Raw genomic sequence first — 19,806 nt, 5'->3', positions numbered from 1 at the left:
GATCATCCCTACGATCCTCCGATGATCACGAGAAAACGGCTGGCGACCGGGGCCTGCGCGCTGCTCGCCGCCCTGACCGTCGGGCTGTTCCCGACCAGCGCCTCCGCCGACGACGGACCGGCGGCCACGGACTCGCCGAAGGAGTCCCCCAAGGTCGAGCTGGTGCTCGACGTCAGCGGCTCGATGCGCGCCCGCGACATCGACGGACAGACCCGCATGGCCGCCGCCAAGCAGGCGTTCAACGAGGTCCTGGACGCGGTGCCGCAGGAGGTACGGCTCGGCATCCGCACCCTCGGCGCGGACTACCCGGGGCAGGACCGGCAACGCGGCTGCAAGGACACCCGGCAGCTGTACCCGGTCGGCCCGCTCGACCGCACCGAGGCCAAGGCCGCCGTCGCCACCCTCGCCCCCACCGGCTGGACCCCGATCGGCCCCGCCCTGCTGGGCGCCGCGGAGGACCTCAAGGGCGGTGAGGCCACCAAGCGGATCGTGCTCATCACGGACGGCGAGGACACCTGCGCCCCGCTCGACCCGTGCGAGGTGGCCCGTGACATCGCCGCCCGGGGCATCCACCTCGTCATCGACACCCTCGGTCTCGTCCCGGACGTCAAGACCCGCCGCCAGCTGATGTGCATCGCCGAGGCGACCGGCGGCACCTACACCTCCGTGCACCGCACCGAGGAGCTCTCCGGCCGGGTACGGCAGCTGGTCGACCGCGCCGCCGACCCGGTGGTCACGCCCGTGGCCACCCGGGGCGCCGAGCGCTGCGCCGACGCCCCGACGCTGGGCCCGGGCCTCTACACCGACCGTCAGGTCATCGGCCGGCACCGGTGGTACCGGGTCGACGTGCTGCCCGGCCAGGAGCTGCGCGCCTCCGTGAGCATCTCCGCCGACCGCGCCGTGAACGAGGACTACGGCGTGCTGCTGCGGGCCGTCACCGCGCACGGCCGGGAGATCGTCCGCGGCTCCGAGGCGGGCGACGGACGCACCGACGTCATCTCGACCGGTCTGCGCTATCCGAAGCGGGCCGACGAGGACGCCCTGGACGACGACACGAAGCCGGCCGCCGAGACGGTCTGTCTCCAGGTCAGCAACTCCTTCTCCGCTCCCCCGTCCGTCCGGACCACCCCCGGCATGCCGGTCGAGCTCGCCATCGACGTCGTCGACGGCCCGGGCTCCGCCTCCGACGTCGCCTCCTTCGGCCTCGGCCGCGGCTGGTGGCTGCTCGGCGTCCTGGTCCTGGCCGGCTTCCTCGGCGGGCTGGTCTGGGGCTGGCTGTCCCGCTGGCGCGTCGCCGTCTGGAGGACCCACTGATGCGCACCCTTTCGAAGCGGCCCCCGCTCGACCCGGCCGCGTCCGCGCGGCCCACGCCGCCGGCCGCGCCCGCACCGGGCACGCGTACGCCGGGCGCCCTCATACCCGGCCTGCGGCGCTCCGCGCGCCGGCTGACCGCGGGCCTCGTGCTCGCGGGTACCGTCCTGCTCGGCCCCGCCGCCCCGGCGGGTCTCGCCGACTCGGCGACGCCGACGCCGAGCGGCAGCGCGAGCGGTGCCGCCGCCGAGGCCGGGCCGACCGAGGCCGGCACGTCCTTCCGTACCGCCGCGTTCTTCCGGCAGGGACAGCAGGCCACCGCGCAGGCGTCCACGGGTGACTACCTGTACTGGGTGTTCCCCGCCGACGCCGGGCAGCGGCCCACGGTCACCGCGACCGTGACCCTGCCGGACACCGCGCTGCGGCACGGCTCCTCCGCCTGGCGGATCGACGTCTACGACGGGCTGCGCCGGCGGCAGCCGTGCACGTACGGCACCCAGTCCCGCGTCGCCGCCAAGGCGGCCGCGACGGTGGAGCTGGCCTGCGCCCTGCGTCCGGTCCGGGCGGCCGCGGACGCCTGGTCGAACGACCCGCTGCCGGGCAGCTACTTCGTCCGGCTGACCGTGACCGGGCTGCCCGAGGAGGACTCGGGCCAGCCGTTCTCGGCACGGGTGGCGGCGAGTTCGCACGACACGGGCGGGGCCTACGCCACGGACGGCGCGCTCGCCGTGCCGCTGGTGCCCGGCGCGACGAGGCCGGAGACGGCGGAGTCCCGGGCGCCCGAGGACGGCTGGGCGTCCGGCTGGTGGTCCGACCGCTGGATCTGGACGGCGGCGGGCGGGGTGCTCGCCGCCCTCGCGGGTGTCGGCGGCTACGTCCTGACGCGCGGCTCGGGCCGCCCGGCGCGGGTGCCGCCCGCGGCCTGACCTGCTTCGCCCGGCCCTCGGCCCCTGCCGTCCTGGACGGCGGGGGCCGTCGCCGCTCGCGGGCGGTGTCCATGGGTTCGGCGAGGGGAGGCGCACGCCGCGCTGGTGGCGGCGGTGGAGGCGGGCGACGCGGAGGAGGCGGCCGGGCTCGCGAGCGCCGAACCGGAGGGCCCGCGCGGGCTCCTGCTCTCCCCCGTCCGGGCCGGGTGACCGGACGAAAGGGCCCTGGAGCCATCGGCACGGTCCGGTCGACGCCGGCCGGATCAGCCGAGGCGGAGCGGAAGCCACGGGCCCGTACGTCCCGGGCGGCCCGGCCCGCATCGGCCTGGCCGCACGTCCGGCGCCGGCGAGCCGCGCCCGCCGTCGGGCGTCCCCGCGGGGAGCTATCGGCGCCGCTCGTAGCGCATCAGGACCACTCCGTTGCCGAAGGTCCGGGACCGTTCCAGGTGCAGGACGGTGGTGGGGGTGTCGAGGGGGCGCAGGAGCGGGGTGCCGCGGCCGACCACGACCGGGTGGACGTAGATCTGGTACGCGTCGATCAGGTCGTGCTCGCGGAAGGCATGGGTGAGCGTCGCGCCGCTGAGGGTCAGGTCGCCGTCCGCCGCGTCGGCGAGGGCCCGGACCTCGGCCGGGTCGACGCGGGGCACGACGGTGGTGTTCCAGTCGGCCTGCCGCAGGGTGGTGGAGTAGACCGTCTTCGGCTTGGTCCGCCAGATCTCGGCGAACTCGCGCATCGCGGGGCTCAGATCGGGGTCCTCGTCGGCGGTCGGCCAGAAGTCCGCCATCAGCTGGTGGGTGCGGCGCCCGCTGAGGAAGCCGCCCATGGCGGCGAGTTCCTCGTTGAAATGGGAGTGCAGCTCCTCGTCGACCTGGTGCCAGCCGATGTCATGGCCCTCTCCCTCGGTGTAGCCGTCGAGGGAGACGCCGGCGAACAGGACGATCTTTCCGGGCATGGCGGACACGCTTCCTCTCGTCACGGAGGCCGCCGCGGTGCGGTGGACGCGGTGCGGGTGCGGTGCGCGCGAAGGACGTACCGGCTCACACCATGCGGCGGGCGCCCTCCTTGATGGCCTCACGGATACGGTTATAGGTTCCGCAGCGGCAGATGTTGCGGATCTGGTCGAGGTCGGCCTCGTCGATCTCCCGTCCGGCTTCGTGGGCGCGCCGTACGGCCGCCACGGCGGTCATGATCTGCCCGGGCTGGCAGTAGCCGCACTGTGCGACGTCGATGTCGAGCCACGCCTCCTGCATCGGGTGCAGTTCCCGGCCGACGGTGGCGGGCAGTCCCTCGATGGTGGTGACCTCGTCGGTGGCGTCGAGGTCCCCGACCGGCACGGAACAGGGCGTGAACGCCCTGCCGTTGAGGTGGCTCGTACACGCCTGGCAGACGCCGACGCCGCAGCCGTACTTGGGTCCGGTGACGCCGAGGACGTCCCGGAGCACCCAGAGCAGCCGGACGTCGTCCTCGACCTCGGCGGTGACGGCCCTGCCGTTGAGGATGAAGGTGTGCTGGGGCACGGTGGCTCCTGTTCTCGATGTGTGCGGGGGGGGCGGTCCGCGCTCAGAGGGCGCGGTCGCGGCCGTCGGTCGGGGAGGCGGGGATCGGCGGGACGGCGGGCGCCGGGGTGAAGGGCAGCGGCGCGGTGTGGTTGACCGGGAAGCTGGTCGGCATGGTGCCGGTGGCCCGGCCGTAGGCGCAGGCGACGGCGGCGCTCGCGGCGGCGACGGCCAGTTCGCCCGCGCCGCCGGGCTCGTCGCCGGTCGACGGCATGACGACGATCTCCAGCTCGGGCGGGGTGTTCCACTGCCGGGTGTAGAAGTAGTTGTCCCAGCTGCTCTCCAGGAAGCGGCCGTCCCTCAGGTGCAGGCTGGAGGTGAGGGTGAGGGCGATGCCGTCCATGATGCCGCCCATCATCTGGGCCTCGAGGCCGCGCGGGTTGACCGCGAGGCCGACGTCGACGGCGCAGACGACCCTGGTGACGCGCGGTCCCGTGCAGGCGTCCCGGATCGTCCGGCCGGTGGTCTCCGGGCTGCAGTCGATCTCGGCGAGGACGGCGACGAAGGCGTGGTACTCGGAGTGGACGGCGATGCCCTGTGCCGTGCCGGGTGCCATGGGCCGTCCCCAGCGGCCGGTCTCGGCGACCTTGTCGAGGACGGCTCGGGCCCGCTCGTCCTTGAGGAAGCGGCGGCGGAAGGCGAGCGGGTCCCGGCTCGTCCGCCGGGCGAGTTCGTCGACGACGAGTTCCTGGGCGCAGCGCACGTTGGGCGAGTAGATGCCGCGCATGGAACCGGTGTTGAAGCCGTGGTCGACCTCGTTCAGGAGCTGGGTGGTCACGCCGAAGTGGTAGGGGCTCGACTGGGTGAGCTGGAACATCGTCTCGGAGAAGGTGAGGTCCGCGACCGGCAGCTGTGCCGCCCGGGAGGTGATGATCTCGCCGACGCCGTGGCCGAAGTCGGTGGCGACGGAGGTGTGCCGCTGCTCGTACGTGAGGACCTCGCCGAGCGCGTACGTGGCGCGGACCCGGGAGATCGCCATGGGATGCGTACGGCCCTGCCGGAAGTCGTCGGTGCGGTGCCACATCAGCCGGACCGGCTTGCCCATCGCCTGCGAGATCTCGGCCGCCTCGGCGGCGGCGTCGTGGAAGAGCTTGCGGCCGAACGAGCCGCCGCCCTCGGTGACGTGGACCTTCACGGCGCTCACCGGAAGCCCGAGCCGGAGCGCGATCTCCTCCTGGGCGACGATCGGGGACTTGAGGCCGGCCCAGATCTCGGCCGACCCGGGCCGTACGTCGGCGACGGCGCAGTTCGTCTCCAGGGCGCCGTTGCTGGCGAAGTGGAAGGTGAAGCGGGCGTCGACGGACTTGGTGAGCAGGTCGAGGGGCGGTACGGCCAGGGGGAGTTCGGCCTGGCGCAGCTTCTGCAGCACGGTCGCGTCGGAGGCGCCTTCGGCGGTGCCGGGCCCCCAGGTGACCTTCAGCGCGCGGACGGCGTCGATGCACTGGCCGAAGGTCCGGCCGCGGACGGCGACGCCGGTGGAGACGGTGACGACATCGGTGATGCCGGGCATGGCCGCGACCTCGGCCCGGTTGTCGACGGAGCGGACGGTGCCGTTGATCGTCGGGGGGCGGCAGACCATGGTGGGCAGCGCGCCGGGGACCTGGACGTCCATGGCGAAGGTCTTGCGTCCGGTGACGGCGGCGAGGGCGTCGATGCGGCGCTGTGCGGTGCCGATGATCCGGAAGTCCGCGCGGTCCTTGAGGGTGACGGCGACCGCGGTGTCGGAGACGGCGGCGGCCTTGACGGCGAGCTCGCCGTAGGTGAGGCGGATGCCGGCGGCGGAGGTGACGACCCCGGCCTTCGTGGTGAGGGTGTCGACGGCGGCGCCGAGTTCCAGGGCGGCGGCGCGCAGCAGCCGGCCGCGGGCGACGGCGGCGGCGACCCGGACGGGCGTGAAGGTGGAGACGGTGGTGTTGGAACCGCCGGTGAGCTGGTTGAAGAGCAGTTCGGGGCGGGCGTCGGCGAGGGTGACCCGGATCCGGTCCAGGGGGAGGTCGAGTTCCTCGGCGATGATCATCGCGGTGGAGGTGGTGATGCCCTGGCCGACCTCGGCTCGGGGCAGCGCGAAGTGGGCGGTGCCGTCGGGGTCGAGGCGGATGGTGATGAGGTTCGCCGTGGGCAGGGCGGCGGCGGTGAGCAGGTCGTTGAGGTCGAGGATCTCGGCCGGTCCCGGCAGGGACGGGACGACGCCCGGGGCCGCGGCGGGTACGGCCGCCGCCGCGGCCCCGGGCGCGAGGGCGTCCCCGCCGATGCGGGCGGCGACGGTGAGCGTCGGTGCCGCCAGCACGTAGCCGAGGAACCGGCGGCGGCCGATGCCGCGCGGCGGCGCGTCCTCCCGCTCGGGGTCTGCGGCGGGCTCGTGGGCTTCCATGGGCGCTGCCCTTTCGACGACGGAACCGAGGCGGGGCTCGGCGTGGCCGGGTGTGGTCAGTGGATCATCACCCGAACGGCCCTGTGCCGGGGCGGAAACGGCACAGCTTTCACGTCGGCCGCGCCGAGCCCTCACGTCGCCGGGAAGGGCCCGCGGTCGGCATCGGGAATGGCCTGCGGCCGGCGCCGGTTGGGCCAAGGGCGTGAACGGACGGCCTCACACCACCCGTTCGCGGACTCGACGACCCGGCAAGCTCGGCATGCGAAAGGCACGGTCATGAAGATCGGCATCATCGGGGCAGGCAACATCGGCGGAAACCTCACCCGTCGCCTCACGGCACTCGGTCACGAGGTGTCCGTCGCCAACTCCCGTGGCCCGCACACCCTCGAGGACCTGGCCGCGGAGACGGGCGCGAGGCCGGTCGCGGTGACGGAGGCCGCGCGGGGCGCGGAGGTCGTGGTGGTGACGGTTCCCCTGAGGGCGGTCCCCTACCTGCCGCCCGGTCTGTTCGACGGGGCGGCGGAGGGCTTCGTCGTCATCGACACCAACAACTACTACCCGCGGGAGCGCGACGGCCGTATCGCGGCCATCGAGGACGAGGGCCTGACCGAGAGCCGCTGGACGGAGCGCCAGCTCGGCCACCCCGTGGTCAAGGCGTTCAACGGCACCTACGCCCAGGACATCCTGGACCGCCCCCGCCCGGCCGGCGACCCCGAGCGGATCGCCCTGCCGGTCGCGGGCGACGACGAGGTGGCGAAGAAGACGGTGCGCGCCCTCATCGACGAGCTCGGCTTCGACACGGTCGACGCGGGCGGCATCGACGACTCCTGGCGCCAGCAGCCCGACACGCCCGTCTACGGCCTGCGGGCGGGCGTGGACGCGGTCCGCAAGGCCCTGTCGGACGCCTCTCCGGAACGCCCGGCGGCGTTCCGGGGCTGACGGGCTGCGGGGCGCCGGGGGCGGGGGGCGGGCGGAGTGCCGCCCGCTCTCGGCGCGGGGTGCGAGCGCCCGGGGGTTGGGGATTCGGCCGGAGGGGGCGGGCGGCGTGCCGCCCGGTTCCAGCCAGCGGCGGTCGATCGCCGGAGCGCCGGGGAATCCGGCCGGGGGTGGGCGGTGTCCCGCCGCCCGGTTCCGGCCGCCGAGAGCGAGCGCCGGTGCGTACCCGGACGGCCCCCATCCGGGTACGCCGTCCCATGCGGCGTCCCTTAGGCGACGCGGCGGCCCGTGAGGCGTACGAGGGGCCTGCGGGCGGCCGAGGAGTCGTGACCTGGCCACGGCGGCAGCCACCCGAGAGGCACCCGCATCACGGCGACCTGGCTCACCACGTGCCCGCTCCCCCTCAGCGCGGCGGCACCGTGCTCGGCGAGCAACTGCGCCCGCCGCTCGGCTACCGGTGGGCGGCCGGCTCGTGCAGGGCGTCAGCGGTCGTCGAGGCCGTCGTCTCGGCCGTCCGGCAGGACGGGGCGCCCACCCGCCGCGCGGAACGGCCCCAGACCCCGCGGGCCGTGGCGACGGCCCGGCCGCCGCAGCCGCGCAGCTGGGCGCGGGAGAGCTTGGCCCGCTGACCGCCGCCCGCGATGAGCGCGTTGACGGAGGCCATCGGGTCGCCGCCCACCGACCGCGCGAGGAGCGCGCCGACCACGACCGGCAGCAACACCACGACGAGCGCCGAACCGGTGGCGGTGGCCGTGGCGGTGACGTGGCGGAGCGGGCGGGCTGCGGTGCGCGGGGTGTCGTCGGTCATGACGACAGTTCATCAGCGGCACCGGGGGCGGGTCATGGGACGTGGTACTCAGTTCGCCGCGGACCCGGTACTCAGTGCCTTGGACGTGTCCGCGCCTACGCCGCGTCACGCGTGCGCGCCGCCGGTGTCCTGGCCCTGCTGACAGGGCGAGGCGACCGGCGGAGGCCGCCAGGTGTGCGGGACCACCCTCCAGGGCGGCGCGAAAAGCTACCCCCGGACCCCCGGAGGGGGATGGAAAGGCCATGGCGCACGCTTGGGGAGAGCCGCCGGAGGCGCGGGGCCCGTCGAGCAGGAGAGCGTGCCCGTGCGGGGCGGCACTGGGCAGGGTGATGGGATGGGGGCGTGTACGCGCCCGCGTGCCGCACGCCGTCCCCGTACCGAGGAGCAGTGCCGTCATGGCCGACTACCGGATCGAGACCCTCCGCACCGGATACCGCACCTGGACCGCCCGCAACGACCGTGGCGCGGAGGTGCGGATCGCGGCGGACGACGACGCGGCGGCGCAGCCGTCGTTCACGCCCGTGGAACTGCTGCTCGCGGCGATGGGTGGCTGCGGCGGGCTGGTCATCGACCGCACGGCGCGGGCCGTCGACCACGACGACCTGCGGATCGTGGTGGAGGGCGTCTCGGGGCCGGAGGACGACGGCCGGATCGGGCGGATCAGGGTGAGTTACGAGTTCGAGCTCCCGGACAACAACCCTCGGGCGGCGGACGTGTTCGCCCGTGGGGTGCGGCTCACGCACGAGAAGTACTGCACGGTGAGCCGCACCGTGGAGCACGGCGCCGAGGTCGAGGCGCTGCTCCCGGACGGGACGACGGGCTTCCGCGCGGGCTGAGCGGACCGCCGCCGAACGGGGGCGGGCCCGGCGACCGGGCAAGACCGGGAGCCGGTTCGGCCGATGCCCTGGCAAGACCGGGAGCCGGTTCGGCCGATGCCCGGACCGGGGGCAGGCCGGCGGCGAACCGGCAGCGGGGCCGGGCGGAGCGCGGACCTGGGCCGTCGGCGACGGCGGGCAGGCCGGACCGGGGCACAGCCGGGGCGCCCTTCCGGTCAGTCCCTACTCCTCGATGGCGCCACCGATCCGCCGCAGGTGTCGGCGGAAGGTGTACTCCGGGTCCTCCGCCCGCCGTCGGAGGTACTCGTCGAAACGCGTCTGCTCCCGCAGGGTCTCCCCCGCCCGGATCCGCGTGGCTTGGTTCCGCTCGGTGCGGAAAATGGTCTCGGCGATGTCGAGTACCGCCTCTGCCCGGTCGGCCGCCACGAACAGGACACCGTCATCGTCGGCGAGGACGACATCGTCGGCGCCGACCGTGTGCTCGCCGAAGCGGGCGGTGCGCAGGGCCTCCGGCCCGCGCGGGTCGAGCCGTACGGGACCGGGCGCGTGGGCCCCGTAGGAGTAGACCGGCATGTCGATCTCGACCAGGTCGGCGGTGTCGCGGTGCAGACCCCACACGACGACGCCCGCGAGGCCGGCCGCCTTGGCTTCCAGGACGGCGAGGTCGCCGATGCACGCCTCGTCCCTGCGGCCCTCGTTGTCGACGACGAGCACGTCACCGGGCACGGCGTGCGTGGTGAAGGCTTCCAGGAAGACGTCGACGCTGCCGTAGTGCCGTACGGGGAGCACCCGTCCGGCGACTCGCCGGCCGGGGACCACCGGCACGACGCCGGCGGGCGCGGCCCGCAGCGGCACCCCGAGCCGTACGCAGGCGTCGGCGACGAGCGGGGTGGAGAGTTCGGCGAACCTCTTGAGCATGGGGCCTGATCCCTTCGGAGGGGCGGTACGTGTCGAGGCTAGCCCGGCCGGTGCGGCAGAAAAGGGCCAATGCCCGGTAGTCGGCCCGGGCCGCGGGCACTTCGGGCGGGGTACGTTCCGCTCCGTGCGGTGAGACCGCCCAGGGGCTGGACCGAGGAGGGGAAGAGCCGTGATCGTGATCGCGCACCTCAGTGACATCCACGTCGACGACGGACCGCGCAGCAGGGAGCGGACGAGGGCCACCATGGAGTTCCTCGACTCGCTCGCGTACGACTTCGACGCGGTGGTCGTGACGGGTGATCTCGCCGACCACGGCACGGAGTCCGAGTACCGCTGGATCCGGGAGACCGTCCTGGCCTCCCGGCACCCGGTGCTCGCCTGCCCCGGCAACCATGACCGCAGGGACGCCTTCCGGCGGGTGCTGCTCGGCGCCGAGCCGCCGTCCCCGGAGGCGCCGGTGAACCAGGTGCTGCGCGCGGACGGTTTCGTCGTGGCGCTCTGCGACTCGTCGGTGCCGGGCAGGGACGAGGGGTTCCTGGAGGACGAGACGCTGGCCTGGCTGGAGGCGGAACTGGCGCGGACCCCGGACGGCACTCCGGTCTTCGTGGGTTTCCACCATCCGCCGGCGACGCTCGGCATTCCGTTCGTGGACGGCATCCGGCAGTTCGGCGAGGACCGTCTCGCCGCCCTGACCCTCCGCCACCCCTCCGTCACCGCCTTCCTCTGCGGCCACTCCCACACCGCCGCGGCCACGACGTTCGCGGGCCGCCCGCTCCTGGTGGCGCCGGGCGTGGTGTCCGCGTCGAAGCTGCCGTGGGAGCAGTCCGGCGGCCCGTCGGACTACGTGTTCCGGGACGAGATGGCCCCGTCGCTCGCCTTCCATCTCCTCTCCGACGACGGCCGCCTGACCACGCACTACCGGAGCGTGCCGCTCGGCGACCGCTCCGGCGCGCGCCGCACCACGGCGTAGGTGGCGGGCTGCTCAGAGCCAGATCTCCCGCACCGCGCGGAGGGGGTCGTCGGCCGTTCCGGGGGGCATGTTCCACAGCTTCGTGGTGCGGGTGGCGGCGGTGTACGCAGGCCAGTCCGCGCCCGGGTCCTGCTCGGTGACGAAGGCGACCCAGGCGCGGTGCACGGCGTCGGCGAGGGCCTGGGGCAGGGTGGTTCCGGCGGCGGCCGCCACGCCTTCGGCGCCGAGGAGGTCGAAGGCGAAGGGCAGGTCGAGACAGTGGAAGGCCCGGCCGCCGACGGGCGAGTTCCATTCGAACTGGTAGAGCCAGGTGGGCCGTCCGCGCTCGGCACGGGCGTCGGCGACGGCGAGGGAGGGGGCGCGGAAGGTCACGTCGGTGAGGGCCTTGCCGAAGAGGCCGGCGGGGGCGGTGTCGGCGTACGCCTCGGTGAAGGCGGCCATCCGGTTCCCGGCGAGGCCGAGTCCGCCGAGCAGGACGGGCAGGGGCGGGCCGTCCGGGCCCGGCGCGGGGGCCATGTCGAACTCGTGGGCGGTGAAGCCCAGCATCAGCGGAACGTCCGCGCCCGCGTCGCCGGTCGTCAGGGCGTCCAGAACCGGTGCGGGGATCAGCTCGCCGTCGGCGAAGGGCCCGAGGGACAGCAGCGGCGGCAGCCCCTCGCGGTCCGGTCCGGGGGCACCCAGCCGTTCCTGGAGGCCGAGGAGTTCGTCGTCGCCGAGGTCCCGGAGCGCGGCGGCGGTGGCCGGCAGGCCGGTGCGGGCGGTGAAGAGCCGCGAGACGGCGCGGGCGACATCGGGCCCGTCGGGCCGCATGACGGCGCCGGAGACGGAGAGGGCGCCGCGGAACAGTCCGCGCGCGGAGGGAACGGCCAGCAGGGTCTGGACGGCGCCGCCGCCCGCCGACTGCCCGGCGACGGTCACCTTGGCCGGGTCCCCGCCGAAGCGCGCGATGTTGTCCCGGACCCATGCGAGGGCGGCGATCCAGTCCCGTACGCCTCGGTTGTCGGGCGCGTCCCGCAGGTGGAGGAAGCCTTCGATGCCGAGCCGGTAGCCGAGGGAGACGAGGACGACGCCGTCGCGGTTGAACGCGGCCCCGTCGTACCAGGGGCTGGCCGCCGAGCCCGCGACGTAGCCGCCGCCGTGGATCCAGACCAGGACCGGACGCCCGGCCTCGGGGTCGGGTCCGGGCGTGAACACGTTGAGGTTGAGCACTCCCGCGCCCGGCACCGAGGGTTCCGGGATGGTGGTCACCTCGGCGAAGGGGCGTCGCTGGGCCGTCGGCCCGTACGCGGTGGCGTCCAGCGGCTCGGTCCACGGCCGGGGCGGGACGGGGGCGGCGAAGCGGAGGTCGCCGACGGGCGGTGCGGCGTAGGGGATGCCGAGGAAGCGGCAGCTTCCGTCGGCCCGCCGTTCGCCGCGCACCGGGCCGAGGGTGGTGGTCACGAGCGGGGACTCCGAGGGCATGGGGGCCTTCCTTACCTGGCCGGTGCGCGAGCGCGGCGGCGCGGTGCTGCGGGCAGCGGGACACACGTCAATTTACACGTGTCAACGAGCTCTCCCAAGGGCTGACGCACCGGGTCACCGCCGGGCCGGGCGCCGCGTCCGGTTCGGCGCGGCCCCGGCGGGGAAGGCAGGCCCTGTGAACGTGAGTCCCGACGCCGTCGGCGTCCTGGTGGTGGTGACCGGTGCCGTCCTCATGGCGGCCGGTGCGCGCTGGAGGGGCCGGGCGGCGCGCCCGCTCGCGCCGCGCCGGGCGCGGGCCCTCGCCTGGCAGGCGTACGTACGGGCGCTGACCCGCTGCGCGGACCTCGCGATCGACTCCGCGCGGGAGGCGGCGGGGCGGGGCGAGCCGACGATCGTCACCGTCGAGGACGTCGTACGGCTCGCCCGTGAGCGTTTCGGTTACGAGGAGGTCGTCCGCGAGCACGCGGCCGCGGCGCTGCGGAACGCCTACGAGCGCGGCCGGTGCGCGGCGGACTGTGTGACGGACGCCTACGGCTCCCTCCGCTAGCGCTCCTCGCACGCTCCTCCAGCGCTCCTCCAGCGCTCCTGGCCGGCCCGGCCGACGTCTTCGGCATACGGCAGCGCCGGCCCAGGCACTGCTCTTCGCGTACGTCGCGCGCGGTCGCCGAGCCCGCCCTCGCACACTGCCCCACGGCCTGCGGTCCCGCACGGACCACGAGGCGCGCGGTGCGGGCCGTGGTCGGGGCGGGCCGTCGACAGCCGGCGGAGGCGGGCGGCCGGTGTCCATCGTGGATCCGATGCGGACGCTGCCGGACGCCGTGGGTGAGGAAAGGCGTCCGAGGGCGCGCACGGTCGCCGGCCGGGCCCCGTGGTCGGCGGAGGCGGCGAACCGGGCCGGAGCTGCCCGGTGTTCGTGCGGCTCGGCGAGGACGTGGTGGATCGTGGGGTGTGCACGGACCGGTGGAGGTACGTGGCGACGGTACTCCCTCCGGGGCCCGACGCCGCGGCCCGACGCCGGGGCACGTGCGAGCGGGCGGGCGGCCTCCGGCGGGAGACGTCGTCGCACGACCGTCGGCCCGCTCGGGTCCTCCCGCTGGGGTCCTCCCGCTCGGGTCCTCCCGCCTCGTTCGGTCCGAGCCCGTCGCCGGCTCCGGTCCGTCCGGTCAGGAGCCGTCGGCCGGCACGGCGTAGGCGCCGAAGCCCATCCAGTCCAGGAGTTCGCAGGGTTCGTCCCCGACCACCCAGGCGTCGTGGCCGGGCTGGACCTCGTAGAAGTCCCCGGGGTTGAGGTCGCCTTCCTCGCCGCCGCCGTCCATGACGACATGGAGCCGGCCGCTGACGACGTATCCGACGTGGTGCGCCTGGCAGCTGTCGGTGCCGGCGATGGGCTTCACGTGCTCGGTCCACCGCCAGCCGGGCTCGAACACGGCCCTGCCGACCGCTCCCTTGTCCGTGTTGAGCAGGTCCAGCCTGCCCTTGCCGTCCTCGAAGGGACGTGTCTCGTCTGCCGAGTCGAAGCTCCTGGAAACGATTGCGGTCATCGTCGTCCGCCTCCCGGCGGTGGAACGTGCGGCCCCCGAGTCCACTTCCAAGGCTACGCCGCGAGGGTCCAGCCGCACCCTCGCCGGCCTTCCCCGCACACCGGCCCCGCCGTCGCACCGCTCCCGCCGTTCCCGAGGCAGCCGCAGCCCGCGCGGGTGCGAGCAAAATCCGTTGCTGCGGGCGATCGGGCGGCGGTAGCATGATCACATGACTGCCGGGTCGGCCATGGGCCGTGATCGAGAGAGGCGCCCGGCCGTGGCGTGAGCGCCCCGGGTCGCCGGGCGCGGGGTCCGCCGCGGTCGCCCGCCCCGTACCGCCGCCGTGCGTACGGGAAGCCGGACGACATCAGCGCCTGCCCCGCGAAAGGACCCCCTGTGGCCGTCGAGCTCAATCACACCGTCATCCACGCCCGCGACAAGCGGGTCTCCGCCGAGTTCCTGGCCGAGGTGCTCGGCCTGGAGGTCGGTGCGCCCTTCGGGCCGTTCCTGCCGGTCGACACCGGCAACGGCGTCACCCTCGACTACTACGACGCCGAGGACTCCTCGTTCACCCCCGGCCACTACGCGTTCCTCGTGCCCGACGAGGAGTTCGACGCGATGATCGACCGCCTGGAGCGGATGCGCGTGACGTACTACGCGGACCCGAGCCACACCGAACCGGGCCGGATCAACCGCCTTTTCGGCGGCCGCGGCGCCTACTTCGACGATCCGTCGGGGCACAACATGGAGATCATCACCCGCCCGTACGCGCGCCCCTGATGGTGCGCCCGGGGGCCGCCCGGGCCCGATCTGAACTTTTGTTGAACGCTCGGCGGATTTGGTGATTCCCCGCATATCCCGTAGGGGTTTTCTGTATGGATCCCTTATCGGACACATCTACACATAAAGGCCAGATAAGAGCACAATGAAACAGCGGTACCCGATGCCGCAAGAGCGGTCAGACGTACCAGACGCCAGAAGGAGGCGAGTCGTATGGCCGACGTCTCTCACCGTCACGGTGATATCAGGGGACACCCCGACGCCCCGGAAATGCGCGACCGTTATGCCCGCATGCTCCAGACACGGGGCGTGGCGGCCGTCGAGGAACTGGTGATCCTCGCCGGAATCTACGCCGCTGTCTCCGCGTGGACGGTCCACTTCTCCGCCGCGAAGCCGGAACTCGCCATCAGCAACCTGGTCGTCGGCATCACCATCGCCGCGCTCGGCCTGTGCATGTCGATGGCCCCGGAGCGGTCACAGGACCTGAACTTCGTGGTGCTGCTGCTCGGTGCGTGGCTGATCGTCTCCCCGTGGGTGGTCTCCCGGGACGCCGGTACCGGCGCGACCCTCAGCAATGTCATCACCGGCGCCTGCGTCTGCCTGTTCGCCCTCACCGCGGGCGGACTGCTGATGAGCAAGAGAAGGACGTAGCGGTCCGTTCCTCATCGGAAGCGGCGTCGCCCCCTCGCAAGAGGAGGCGACGCCGTTCACTTTCGTCCCGCCCAGGTCTGTGAACGGCCACCGCCAGGTAACGAATTGACCCACGCCGTTTCGGCCACATAAGTTCTGCGTAAGCCTTGCTCCACAGGGACAGGCTCCCGTTCTCAACCCAGTCCTTGGGGGGACAAAGTGAACTGGTACCTCGAAGCGTTCAAGAAGTACGCGGTGTTCAGCGGCCGGGCGCGCCGCAAGGAATTCTGGATGTTCCAGCTGTTCAACATCATCGTGTCGATCGTGCTGTCGATCATCGACGCCGCCCTCGGCATTCAGCTGCTCAGCCTGATCTACGTCCTCGTGGTCCTCATCCCGAACCTCGCGATCTCCGTGCGCCGTCTGCACGACACCGGCCGCAGCGGCTGGTGGATCCTCATCGGTCTGATCCCGCTGGTCGGTTTCATCATCCTGCTGGTCTTCTACTGCTCCGAGGGCGACCAGGCGCAGAACGAGCACGGCCCGAACCCGAAGCTGGCCCCGGCCTACTAGAGGCCGGCCGGCGGGTCCGTCTGACGGACCGTACGCCGGAAGCACACCCGCTCCGCCGAGGAGCCCACCGCATCACGCAGCGAAGCCCCCGGAAGGTCCGCCTTCCGGGGCTTTCGCGCGTGCGGGGCGGGCTGAGGGCACGGCGCGGCGCCCGCGGGCCCGGTCCGGGGTCCAGTCGCCCCGCCTGCCGGCCGCGGACCGGGAGCGAGTCGCCCCGCCTGCCCGCCGCGGACCGGGCCTGCGGGGTGCCCCGCCTGCCGGCCGCGGTCGGGAGCGAGTCACCGCGCCTGCCCGCCGGCCCCGCATAGAGCCGCTACGGCGCAATCGCCGCACTCCGCTTGTGCAGGGCGGCGCACGACCGGCCCCCTCCGCCCCGCCTAGCCTCACCGGAACGGAGCGCGACAGCACGAACGAGGGGCGGTACCACCGGTGAACTGGCTCATCCACGACTACCGCGAGAGCGATCTCGCCGCGGTCGTCCACCTGATCGACACCACGGCCGGGCTCGGCCAGGAATCGGTCTTCTCGCTGGCCGAGTGCATCGGCGCCCTCACCTCCCGGCAGCCGGCCGTCGTCGCCGTCCACCAGGGCGCCCCCATCGGTGCCGCGCTCGCCTGCGTCGCCGGCGAACGGGCCTGGGTGATGCGGATCGCGATCTCGTCGGCGTGGCGCGGCCGAGGGCTGGCGAGCGCCCTGCTGGTGGAACTGGAACGGCGGCTGGTGGCCGCGCGGGTCGCCCGGATCGCCTACGTGCTGCCCGAGGAGGAGCTCCTCGGCGAGGGCCTGCTCAACGCCGGATACACCCGGCAGCCGGCGGTCGCCTACTTCGAGAAGGTCGAGCCCCTCCACGGCCCGGCCGCGGGCCTCCTCGACGACCTCGGCGGGCGCGTCCTCCCCACCGACCTGTGGGCCAAGGTCGCCGGCATGGAACGCGAGAAGGACCTGATCGAACGGCGTGTCGTGCTGCCCCTCGCCGAACCCGAGCGCGCCGCACGGCACGGGGTGCGCCCGCCGCGCGCGATCGGCCTGTTCGGGCCGCCCGGCACCGGCAAGACGACGTTCGCCCGGGCCATCGCCTCCCGGCTCGGCTGGCCGTTCGTCGAGATCCTCCCGTCCCGACTCGCCGACGGCGGCAACCTGGCGGCCGCGCTCCGCTCGGCCTTCGCGCGGATCGCCGAGCTCGAGCGGGTGCTCGTCTTCATCGACGAGGTCGAGGAGATCGCGCCCGTACGGGCCGAGCCGGTGCAGCCGGGGGGCATGCACGGCGTGACCAACGAACTGCTCAAGCTCATCCCCCGGTTCAGGGAGCGGGACGAACGGCTCCTGGTCTGCGCCACCAACTCCATCCGGTCCCTCGACCCCGCGTTCCTTCGGCCCGGGCGCTTCGACTACCTCATTCCCATCGGTACGCCGGACAAGGGGGCGCGGGCCGCGATCTGGTCCCGGTACACCGACGCCCGGCCCGATGTCGACGTGGACGCGCTGGTCGCCGCCAGCGACCTTTTCACCCCGGCGGACATCGAGCACGCGGCACGGATCGCGGCCCAGAACTCCTTCGAACGGGACCTGGTGGCGGTCGGCGGCCGCGCCGCGGATCCGTCCGGCGCCGCGCCGGGCGCGACCACGGCGGACTACCTCGACGCGATCGGTCAGTGCCGGCCGACCGTGACTCCGGAACTGATCGAGCAGTTCGAGTCGGACATCACCACCCACGCCCGGCTCTGATCGGGCCCCGTCCGCCCGCCGCCTCTAGGGTGATCACAGGTGTCGGGTGGGCGGTCCGTCGGGTGGGTCAGTCCGTGGGGTGGGCCGGTCCGCCCGGCGAGCCGGTCTGCCGGGCTGTCCGGTGGGGCGGTCCGCCGCGTGAGGCGGTCCGTCGCGGGTGGTCCGCCGCGTGAGGCGGTCCGTCGCGTTGGGCGTCGGGAAGGATGTGCCGGGTGGAGACGATCGAGGGACTCGCGGTCATGGGGTTCGCCGACGGCAGCGAGCTGGAGGCCTGGCTCGAGGAGAACCACGGCGACACGCCGGGCATCTGGCTGCTGCTCGGCCGGCGCGGCTCCGGCCTGCCCTCCCCCACCGCGGAGGAGATCCTGGACGCCACGCTCGCCTTCGGCTGGATCACCGGCAAGCGCAAGGCGCGCAACGAGCGTTGCTACGTGCAGAAGATCACCCCGCGCCGGCCGCGCAGCCTGTGGTCGCAGGTCAACGTGCGCCAGGTCGAGTCGCTCCTCGCGGCGGGCCGGATGCGGGAGCCGGGGCTCGCCGAGGTGCGGGCGGCCCAGGCGGACGGGCGCTGGCAGCAGGCGTATCCCTCGCAGCAGGACGCGACCGTGCCGGACGACCTGGCGGCCGCGCTGGCGGCCCGGCCGCGGGCGGCGGCGGCCTTCGAGGCGCTGGGGAAGACGGACCGGTACCTGATCATCCTGAGCCTGTGGCAGGCCCGTACGGCGAAGACCCGGCAGGCACGGCTCGAACGGGCGGTGGCGGCCCTCGCGGCGGGTGACGGAACGGACTGAGAGCCGGGCGGTGCCGCCCCGTCGGGCCGTGAAGCCGCGGGCGGACGTGGTCGGCCGTGAGCCGGGTGTGCCGCGGTTCCCGTGTGCCGCGGACCAACGGGGTGTCAGCCCCGGTGCCCGCACCGCCGGTACAGCACCTGGTGCGCGTCCCACTCCACGAAGGACTCGGCCTGCCTCATGCCGACGGCCTCCAGGAGGCGCCGGGAGCGGAGGTTCGCCTCCTGCGTGACCGCGACGACCGCCGGCACGTCCTCCAGGGCCCTCTCGACGGCCGCGGCGACGGCCTCGCGGGCGTATCCGTGCCCCCAGTGTTCGGGCAGGAACTGGTACGAGACCTCCGTCTCCCCGTTCCGCGCCTCCCTCTCCACCGCGACCAGGCCGAGCAGCTCGCCGTCAGAGACCCGCTCCACGGCGTGGAAGCCGGGCGCGCCGACGATCCGACGCTGCCGGATGCGGACGACGGAGTCGACCACCGGGCCGCCCAGATGACGCCGCACCTCCGGGTCGGTCCACAGGCGCGTCACGGCCGGGACGTCCCGGGCGCGTACGGGACGGAGCACGAGCCGCTCGGTGACGAGCGGGGCGGCGGCCGGAGCCGCGGGGGCCGACCCGGCAGGGGAGAGCGCCGGGCCCGTCGGGGCGGTCGAAGGGGTGGGAGTGGTCGGCGTGGTCGGGGCCATGCGTCGATGATGTCAGGTGGCCGCGGGTCGACCCGGGCCCAGGGACCTACGACCGACGACGGGCCGGTCCCCGCCCTCCGGCCGAGGTGGCAGGGGGGCGACGCGCCATAGCGTCGGGCCCATGAGAATCGGAATCCTCGGAACGGGTCATGTCGGTCGGGCGCTCGCTGGTGCGTGGAGTGCGGCGGGGCACGAGGTGGTCCTCGGCTCGCGCAAGCCGGACGAGACGGCCGCACACGGCGGGGGCGTCCCCGTGGTGTCGACGGAGGCGGCGGTCGCCGCCGCGGACGTGGTGGTCAACGCGACCCCCGGCACGGCCTCCCTCGCCCTCCTCACCTCCGTCGGGGCTCCGGCCCTGGCGGGCAAGGTGCTGCTGGACGTCGCCGTCGGGTTCACCGACGCCGGCGACCTCTCCCATTTGGGCGAGAGCCTGGGCGAGGAGCTCCAGCGCGCCTTTCCCGAGACTCCCGTCGTCAAGACCCTCTGCACCGTCGACCGTCTCGTCATGATCGCCCCCGATTCCCTGGAGGGCCCCAGCCACGTCTTCCTCTCCGGCGACGACCCGGCCGCCAAGGACACGGTCCGACGTCTCCTGCGCGACCTGGGCTGGTCCTCGGACGCGGTCCTCGACCTGGGCGGCATCGCCACGGCCCGCGGCCAGGAGCACTTCAGTCTGCTGTTCATCCCCGTCGCGGAGGCCATCGGCTCGTACCGCTTCGGCCTGCGGGTGGTGAAGCTGTCCGAGGAGGCGACGCAGTCCTCCGAGTAACCCCCGGCCGGTGTGGAAGCCGAGGCGGGCGCGACGACGTCCTGACGGCGGGGGCGGTACGGGACGGGGCCCGGCCCCTCCCGCCCCCGGACGCAGGAGCTCCGAGGCGGCGGCCCTGCGGCAGCCGTCGGCCGGACACGGGAGGCCACGCCGGCGGACACGTACGAGGCCGACGATCACCCTCGCGGCGAGGAACGCCTCGGCGCGGCACCGCACTTCGGGGAAGTGCGGGACGCGGCGGTGC

General features: G+C 74.0%; 20 protein-coding genes. 12 read left to right on the top strand and 8 right to left on the bottom strand.

All coding sequences use genetic code 11. The annotated features are described in order from the left end of the window. Positions 1-21: 21 nt before the first annotated feature. Together ABD954_RS32405 and ABD954_RS32400 are read left to right on the top strand one after the other, a co-directional pair. Positions 22-1,314: a VWA domain-containing protein gene (locus ABD954_RS32405; protein WP_345491477.1), complete on the top strand. Its 1,293-nt coding sequence runs from the start codon at positions 22-24 to the stop codon at positions 1,312-1,314. Next, complete coding sequence (locus ABD954_RS32400) at positions 1,314-2,237, top strand: hypothetical protein (RefSeq protein WP_345491475.1); 924 nt, start codon at positions 1,314-1,316, stop codon at positions 2,235-2,237. The genes ABD954_RS32405 and ABD954_RS32400 overlap by 1 nt, the downstream gene beginning before the upstream one ends. A 383-nt stretch (positions 2,238-2,620) precedes the next feature. On the opposite strand, the gene ABD954_RS32395 is transcribed toward ABD954_RS32400, so the two are convergent. The 3 genes from ABD954_RS32395 to ABD954_RS32385 form a co-directional block, all read right to left on the bottom strand. Continuing rightward, on the bottom strand, positions 2,621-3,190 hold the full coding sequence (locus ABD954_RS32395) for a dihydrofolate reductase family protein (protein ID WP_345491473.1): 570 nt from the start codon (positions 3,188-3,190) through the stop codon (positions 2,621-2,623). A gap of 85 nt (positions 3,191-3,275) precedes the next feature. Further along, positions 3,276-3,755: a (2Fe-2S)-binding protein gene (locus ABD954_RS32390; RefSeq protein WP_345491471.1), complete on the bottom strand. Its 480-nt coding sequence runs from the start codon at positions 3,753-3,755 to the stop codon at positions 3,276-3,278. Between the two features lie 43 nt (positions 3,756-3,798). After that, positions 3,799-6,165, bottom strand: a complete 2,367-nt coding sequence (locus tag ABD954_RS32385) for a molybdopterin cofactor-binding domain-containing protein (protein WP_345491469.1) — start codon at positions 6,163-6,165, stop codon at positions 3,799-3,801. Between the two features lie 168 nt (positions 6,166-6,333). On the opposite strand from ABD954_RS32385, the gene ABD954_RS32380 reads away from it, so the two are divergent. Then, on the top strand, positions 6,334-7,104 hold the full coding sequence (locus ABD954_RS32380; protein ID WP_345491467.1) for an NADPH-dependent F420 reductase: 771 nt from the start codon (positions 6,334-6,336) through the stop codon (positions 7,102-7,104). Between the two features lie 448 nt (positions 7,105-7,552). Here ABD954_RS32380 and ABD954_RS32375 read toward each other — a convergent pair whose 3' ends face one another. Beyond that, complete coding sequence (locus tag ABD954_RS32375) at positions 7,553-7,909, bottom strand: hypothetical protein (RefSeq protein WP_345491465.1); 357 nt, start codon at positions 7,907-7,909, stop codon at positions 7,553-7,555. A gap of 395 nt (positions 7,910-8,304) precedes the next feature. On the opposite strand from ABD954_RS32375, the gene ABD954_RS32370 reads away from it, so the two are divergent. Beyond that, positions 8,305-8,745, top strand: a complete 441-nt coding sequence (locus ABD954_RS32370; RefSeq protein WP_345491463.1) for an OsmC family protein — start codon at positions 8,305-8,307, stop codon at positions 8,743-8,745. A 222-nt stretch (positions 8,746-8,967) separates the two neighbouring features. Here the strand turns inward: ABD954_RS32370 and ABD954_RS32365 are convergent, their stop codons facing one another. Further along, entirely contained in the window at positions 8,968-9,663 is a 696-nt protein-coding gene (locus ABD954_RS32365; RefSeq protein WP_345491461.1) for an RraA family protein, read from the bottom strand. A 169-nt stretch (positions 9,664-9,832) separates the two neighbouring features. Between ABD954_RS32365 and ABD954_RS32360 the strand changes: the two genes are divergently transcribed. After that, the gene (locus ABD954_RS32360; RefSeq protein ID WP_345491459.1) at positions 9,833-10,633 is read left to right on the top strand and encodes a metallophosphoesterase; all 801 of its coding nucleotides are present in this window, start codon (positions 9,833-9,835) and stop codon (positions 10,631-10,633) included. Between the two features lie 12 nt (positions 10,634-10,645). Here the strand turns inward: ABD954_RS32360 and ABD954_RS32355 are convergent, their stop codons facing one another. Further along, the gene (locus tag ABD954_RS32355; RefSeq protein WP_345491457.1) at positions 10,646-12,094 is read right to left on the bottom strand and encodes a carboxylesterase/lipase family protein; all 1,449 of its coding nucleotides are present in this window, start codon (positions 12,092-12,094) and stop codon (positions 10,646-10,648) included. Positions 12,095-12,269: 175 nt separating this feature from the next. Here ABD954_RS32355 and ABD954_RS32350 point away from each other — a divergent pair, with 175 nt between their 5' ends. Further along, positions 12,270-12,641, top strand: a complete 372-nt coding sequence (locus ABD954_RS32350) for a hypothetical protein (protein WP_345491455.1) — start codon at positions 12,270-12,272, stop codon at positions 12,639-12,641. Positions 12,642-13,257: 616 nt separating this feature from the next. On the opposite strand, the gene ABD954_RS32345 is transcribed toward ABD954_RS32350, so the two are convergent. Further along, positions 13,258-13,635 carry a cupin domain-containing protein gene (locus ABD954_RS32345; RefSeq protein ID WP_345491453.1) on the bottom strand — a complete coding sequence of 126 codons (378 nt, stop codon included), beginning with the start codon at positions 13,633-13,635 and terminating at the stop codon, positions 13,258-13,260. Between the two features lie 345 nt (positions 13,636-13,980). Here ABD954_RS32345 and ABD954_RS32340 point away from each other — a divergent pair, with 345 nt between their 5' ends. From ABD954_RS32340 to ABD954_RS32320, 5 genes are all read left to right on the top strand, one after another. Further along, complete coding sequence (locus ABD954_RS32340; protein WP_425584117.1) at positions 13,981-14,394, top strand: VOC family protein; 414 nt, start codon at positions 13,981-13,983, stop codon at positions 14,392-14,394. A gap of 291 nt (positions 14,395-14,685) precedes the next feature. Further along, positions 14,686-15,045 (top strand): SPW repeat protein, encoded by a 360-nt coding sequence (locus ABD954_RS32335; protein WP_345491449.1) that lies wholly within the window; start codon positions 14,686-14,688, stop codon positions 15,043-15,045. A gap of 198 nt (positions 15,046-15,243) precedes the next feature. Further along, positions 15,244-15,597, top strand: coding sequence for a DUF805 domain-containing protein (locus ABD954_RS32330; RefSeq protein ID WP_345491447.1), 354 nt, complete (start codon positions 15,244-15,246; stop codon positions 15,595-15,597). A 429-nt stretch (positions 15,598-16,026) separates the two neighbouring features. Beyond that, complete coding sequence (locus ABD954_RS32325; protein WP_345491445.1) at positions 16,027-17,322, top strand: ATP-binding protein; 1,296 nt, start codon at positions 16,027-16,029, stop codon at positions 17,320-17,322. Positions 17,323-17,561: 239 nt separating this feature from the next. After that, positions 17,562-18,113 (top strand): YdeI/OmpD-associated family protein, encoded by a 552-nt coding sequence (locus ABD954_RS32320; RefSeq protein WP_345492616.1) that lies wholly within the window; start codon positions 17,562-17,564, stop codon positions 18,111-18,113. 104 nt (positions 18,114-18,217) lie between these two features. Here the strand turns inward: ABD954_RS32320 and ABD954_RS32315 are convergent, their stop codons facing one another. After that, positions 18,218-18,793: a GNAT family N-acetyltransferase gene (locus tag ABD954_RS32315; protein ID WP_345491443.1), complete on the bottom strand. Its 576-nt coding sequence runs from the start codon at positions 18,791-18,793 to the stop codon at positions 18,218-18,220. 16 nt (positions 18,794-18,809) lie between these two features. Here ABD954_RS32315 and ABD954_RS32310 point away from each other — a divergent pair, with 16 nt between their 5' ends. Next, the gene (locus ABD954_RS32310; protein WP_345491441.1) at positions 18,810-19,562 is read left to right on the top strand and encodes an NADPH-dependent F420 reductase; all 753 of its coding nucleotides are present in this window, start codon (positions 18,810-18,812) and stop codon (positions 19,560-19,562) included. The last annotated feature ends 244 nt before the right edge of the window (positions 19,563-19,806 follow it).

Origin of the sequence: Streptomyces roseoviridis (assembly GCF_039535235.1) — a bacterium.
GTDB lineage: Bacteria > Actinomycetota > Actinomycetes > Streptomycetales > Streptomycetaceae > Streptomyces > Streptomyces roseoviridis.
Note: the sequence above shows the minus strand (reverse complement) of the source record. Positions and strands in the feature narration are given on the sequence as shown.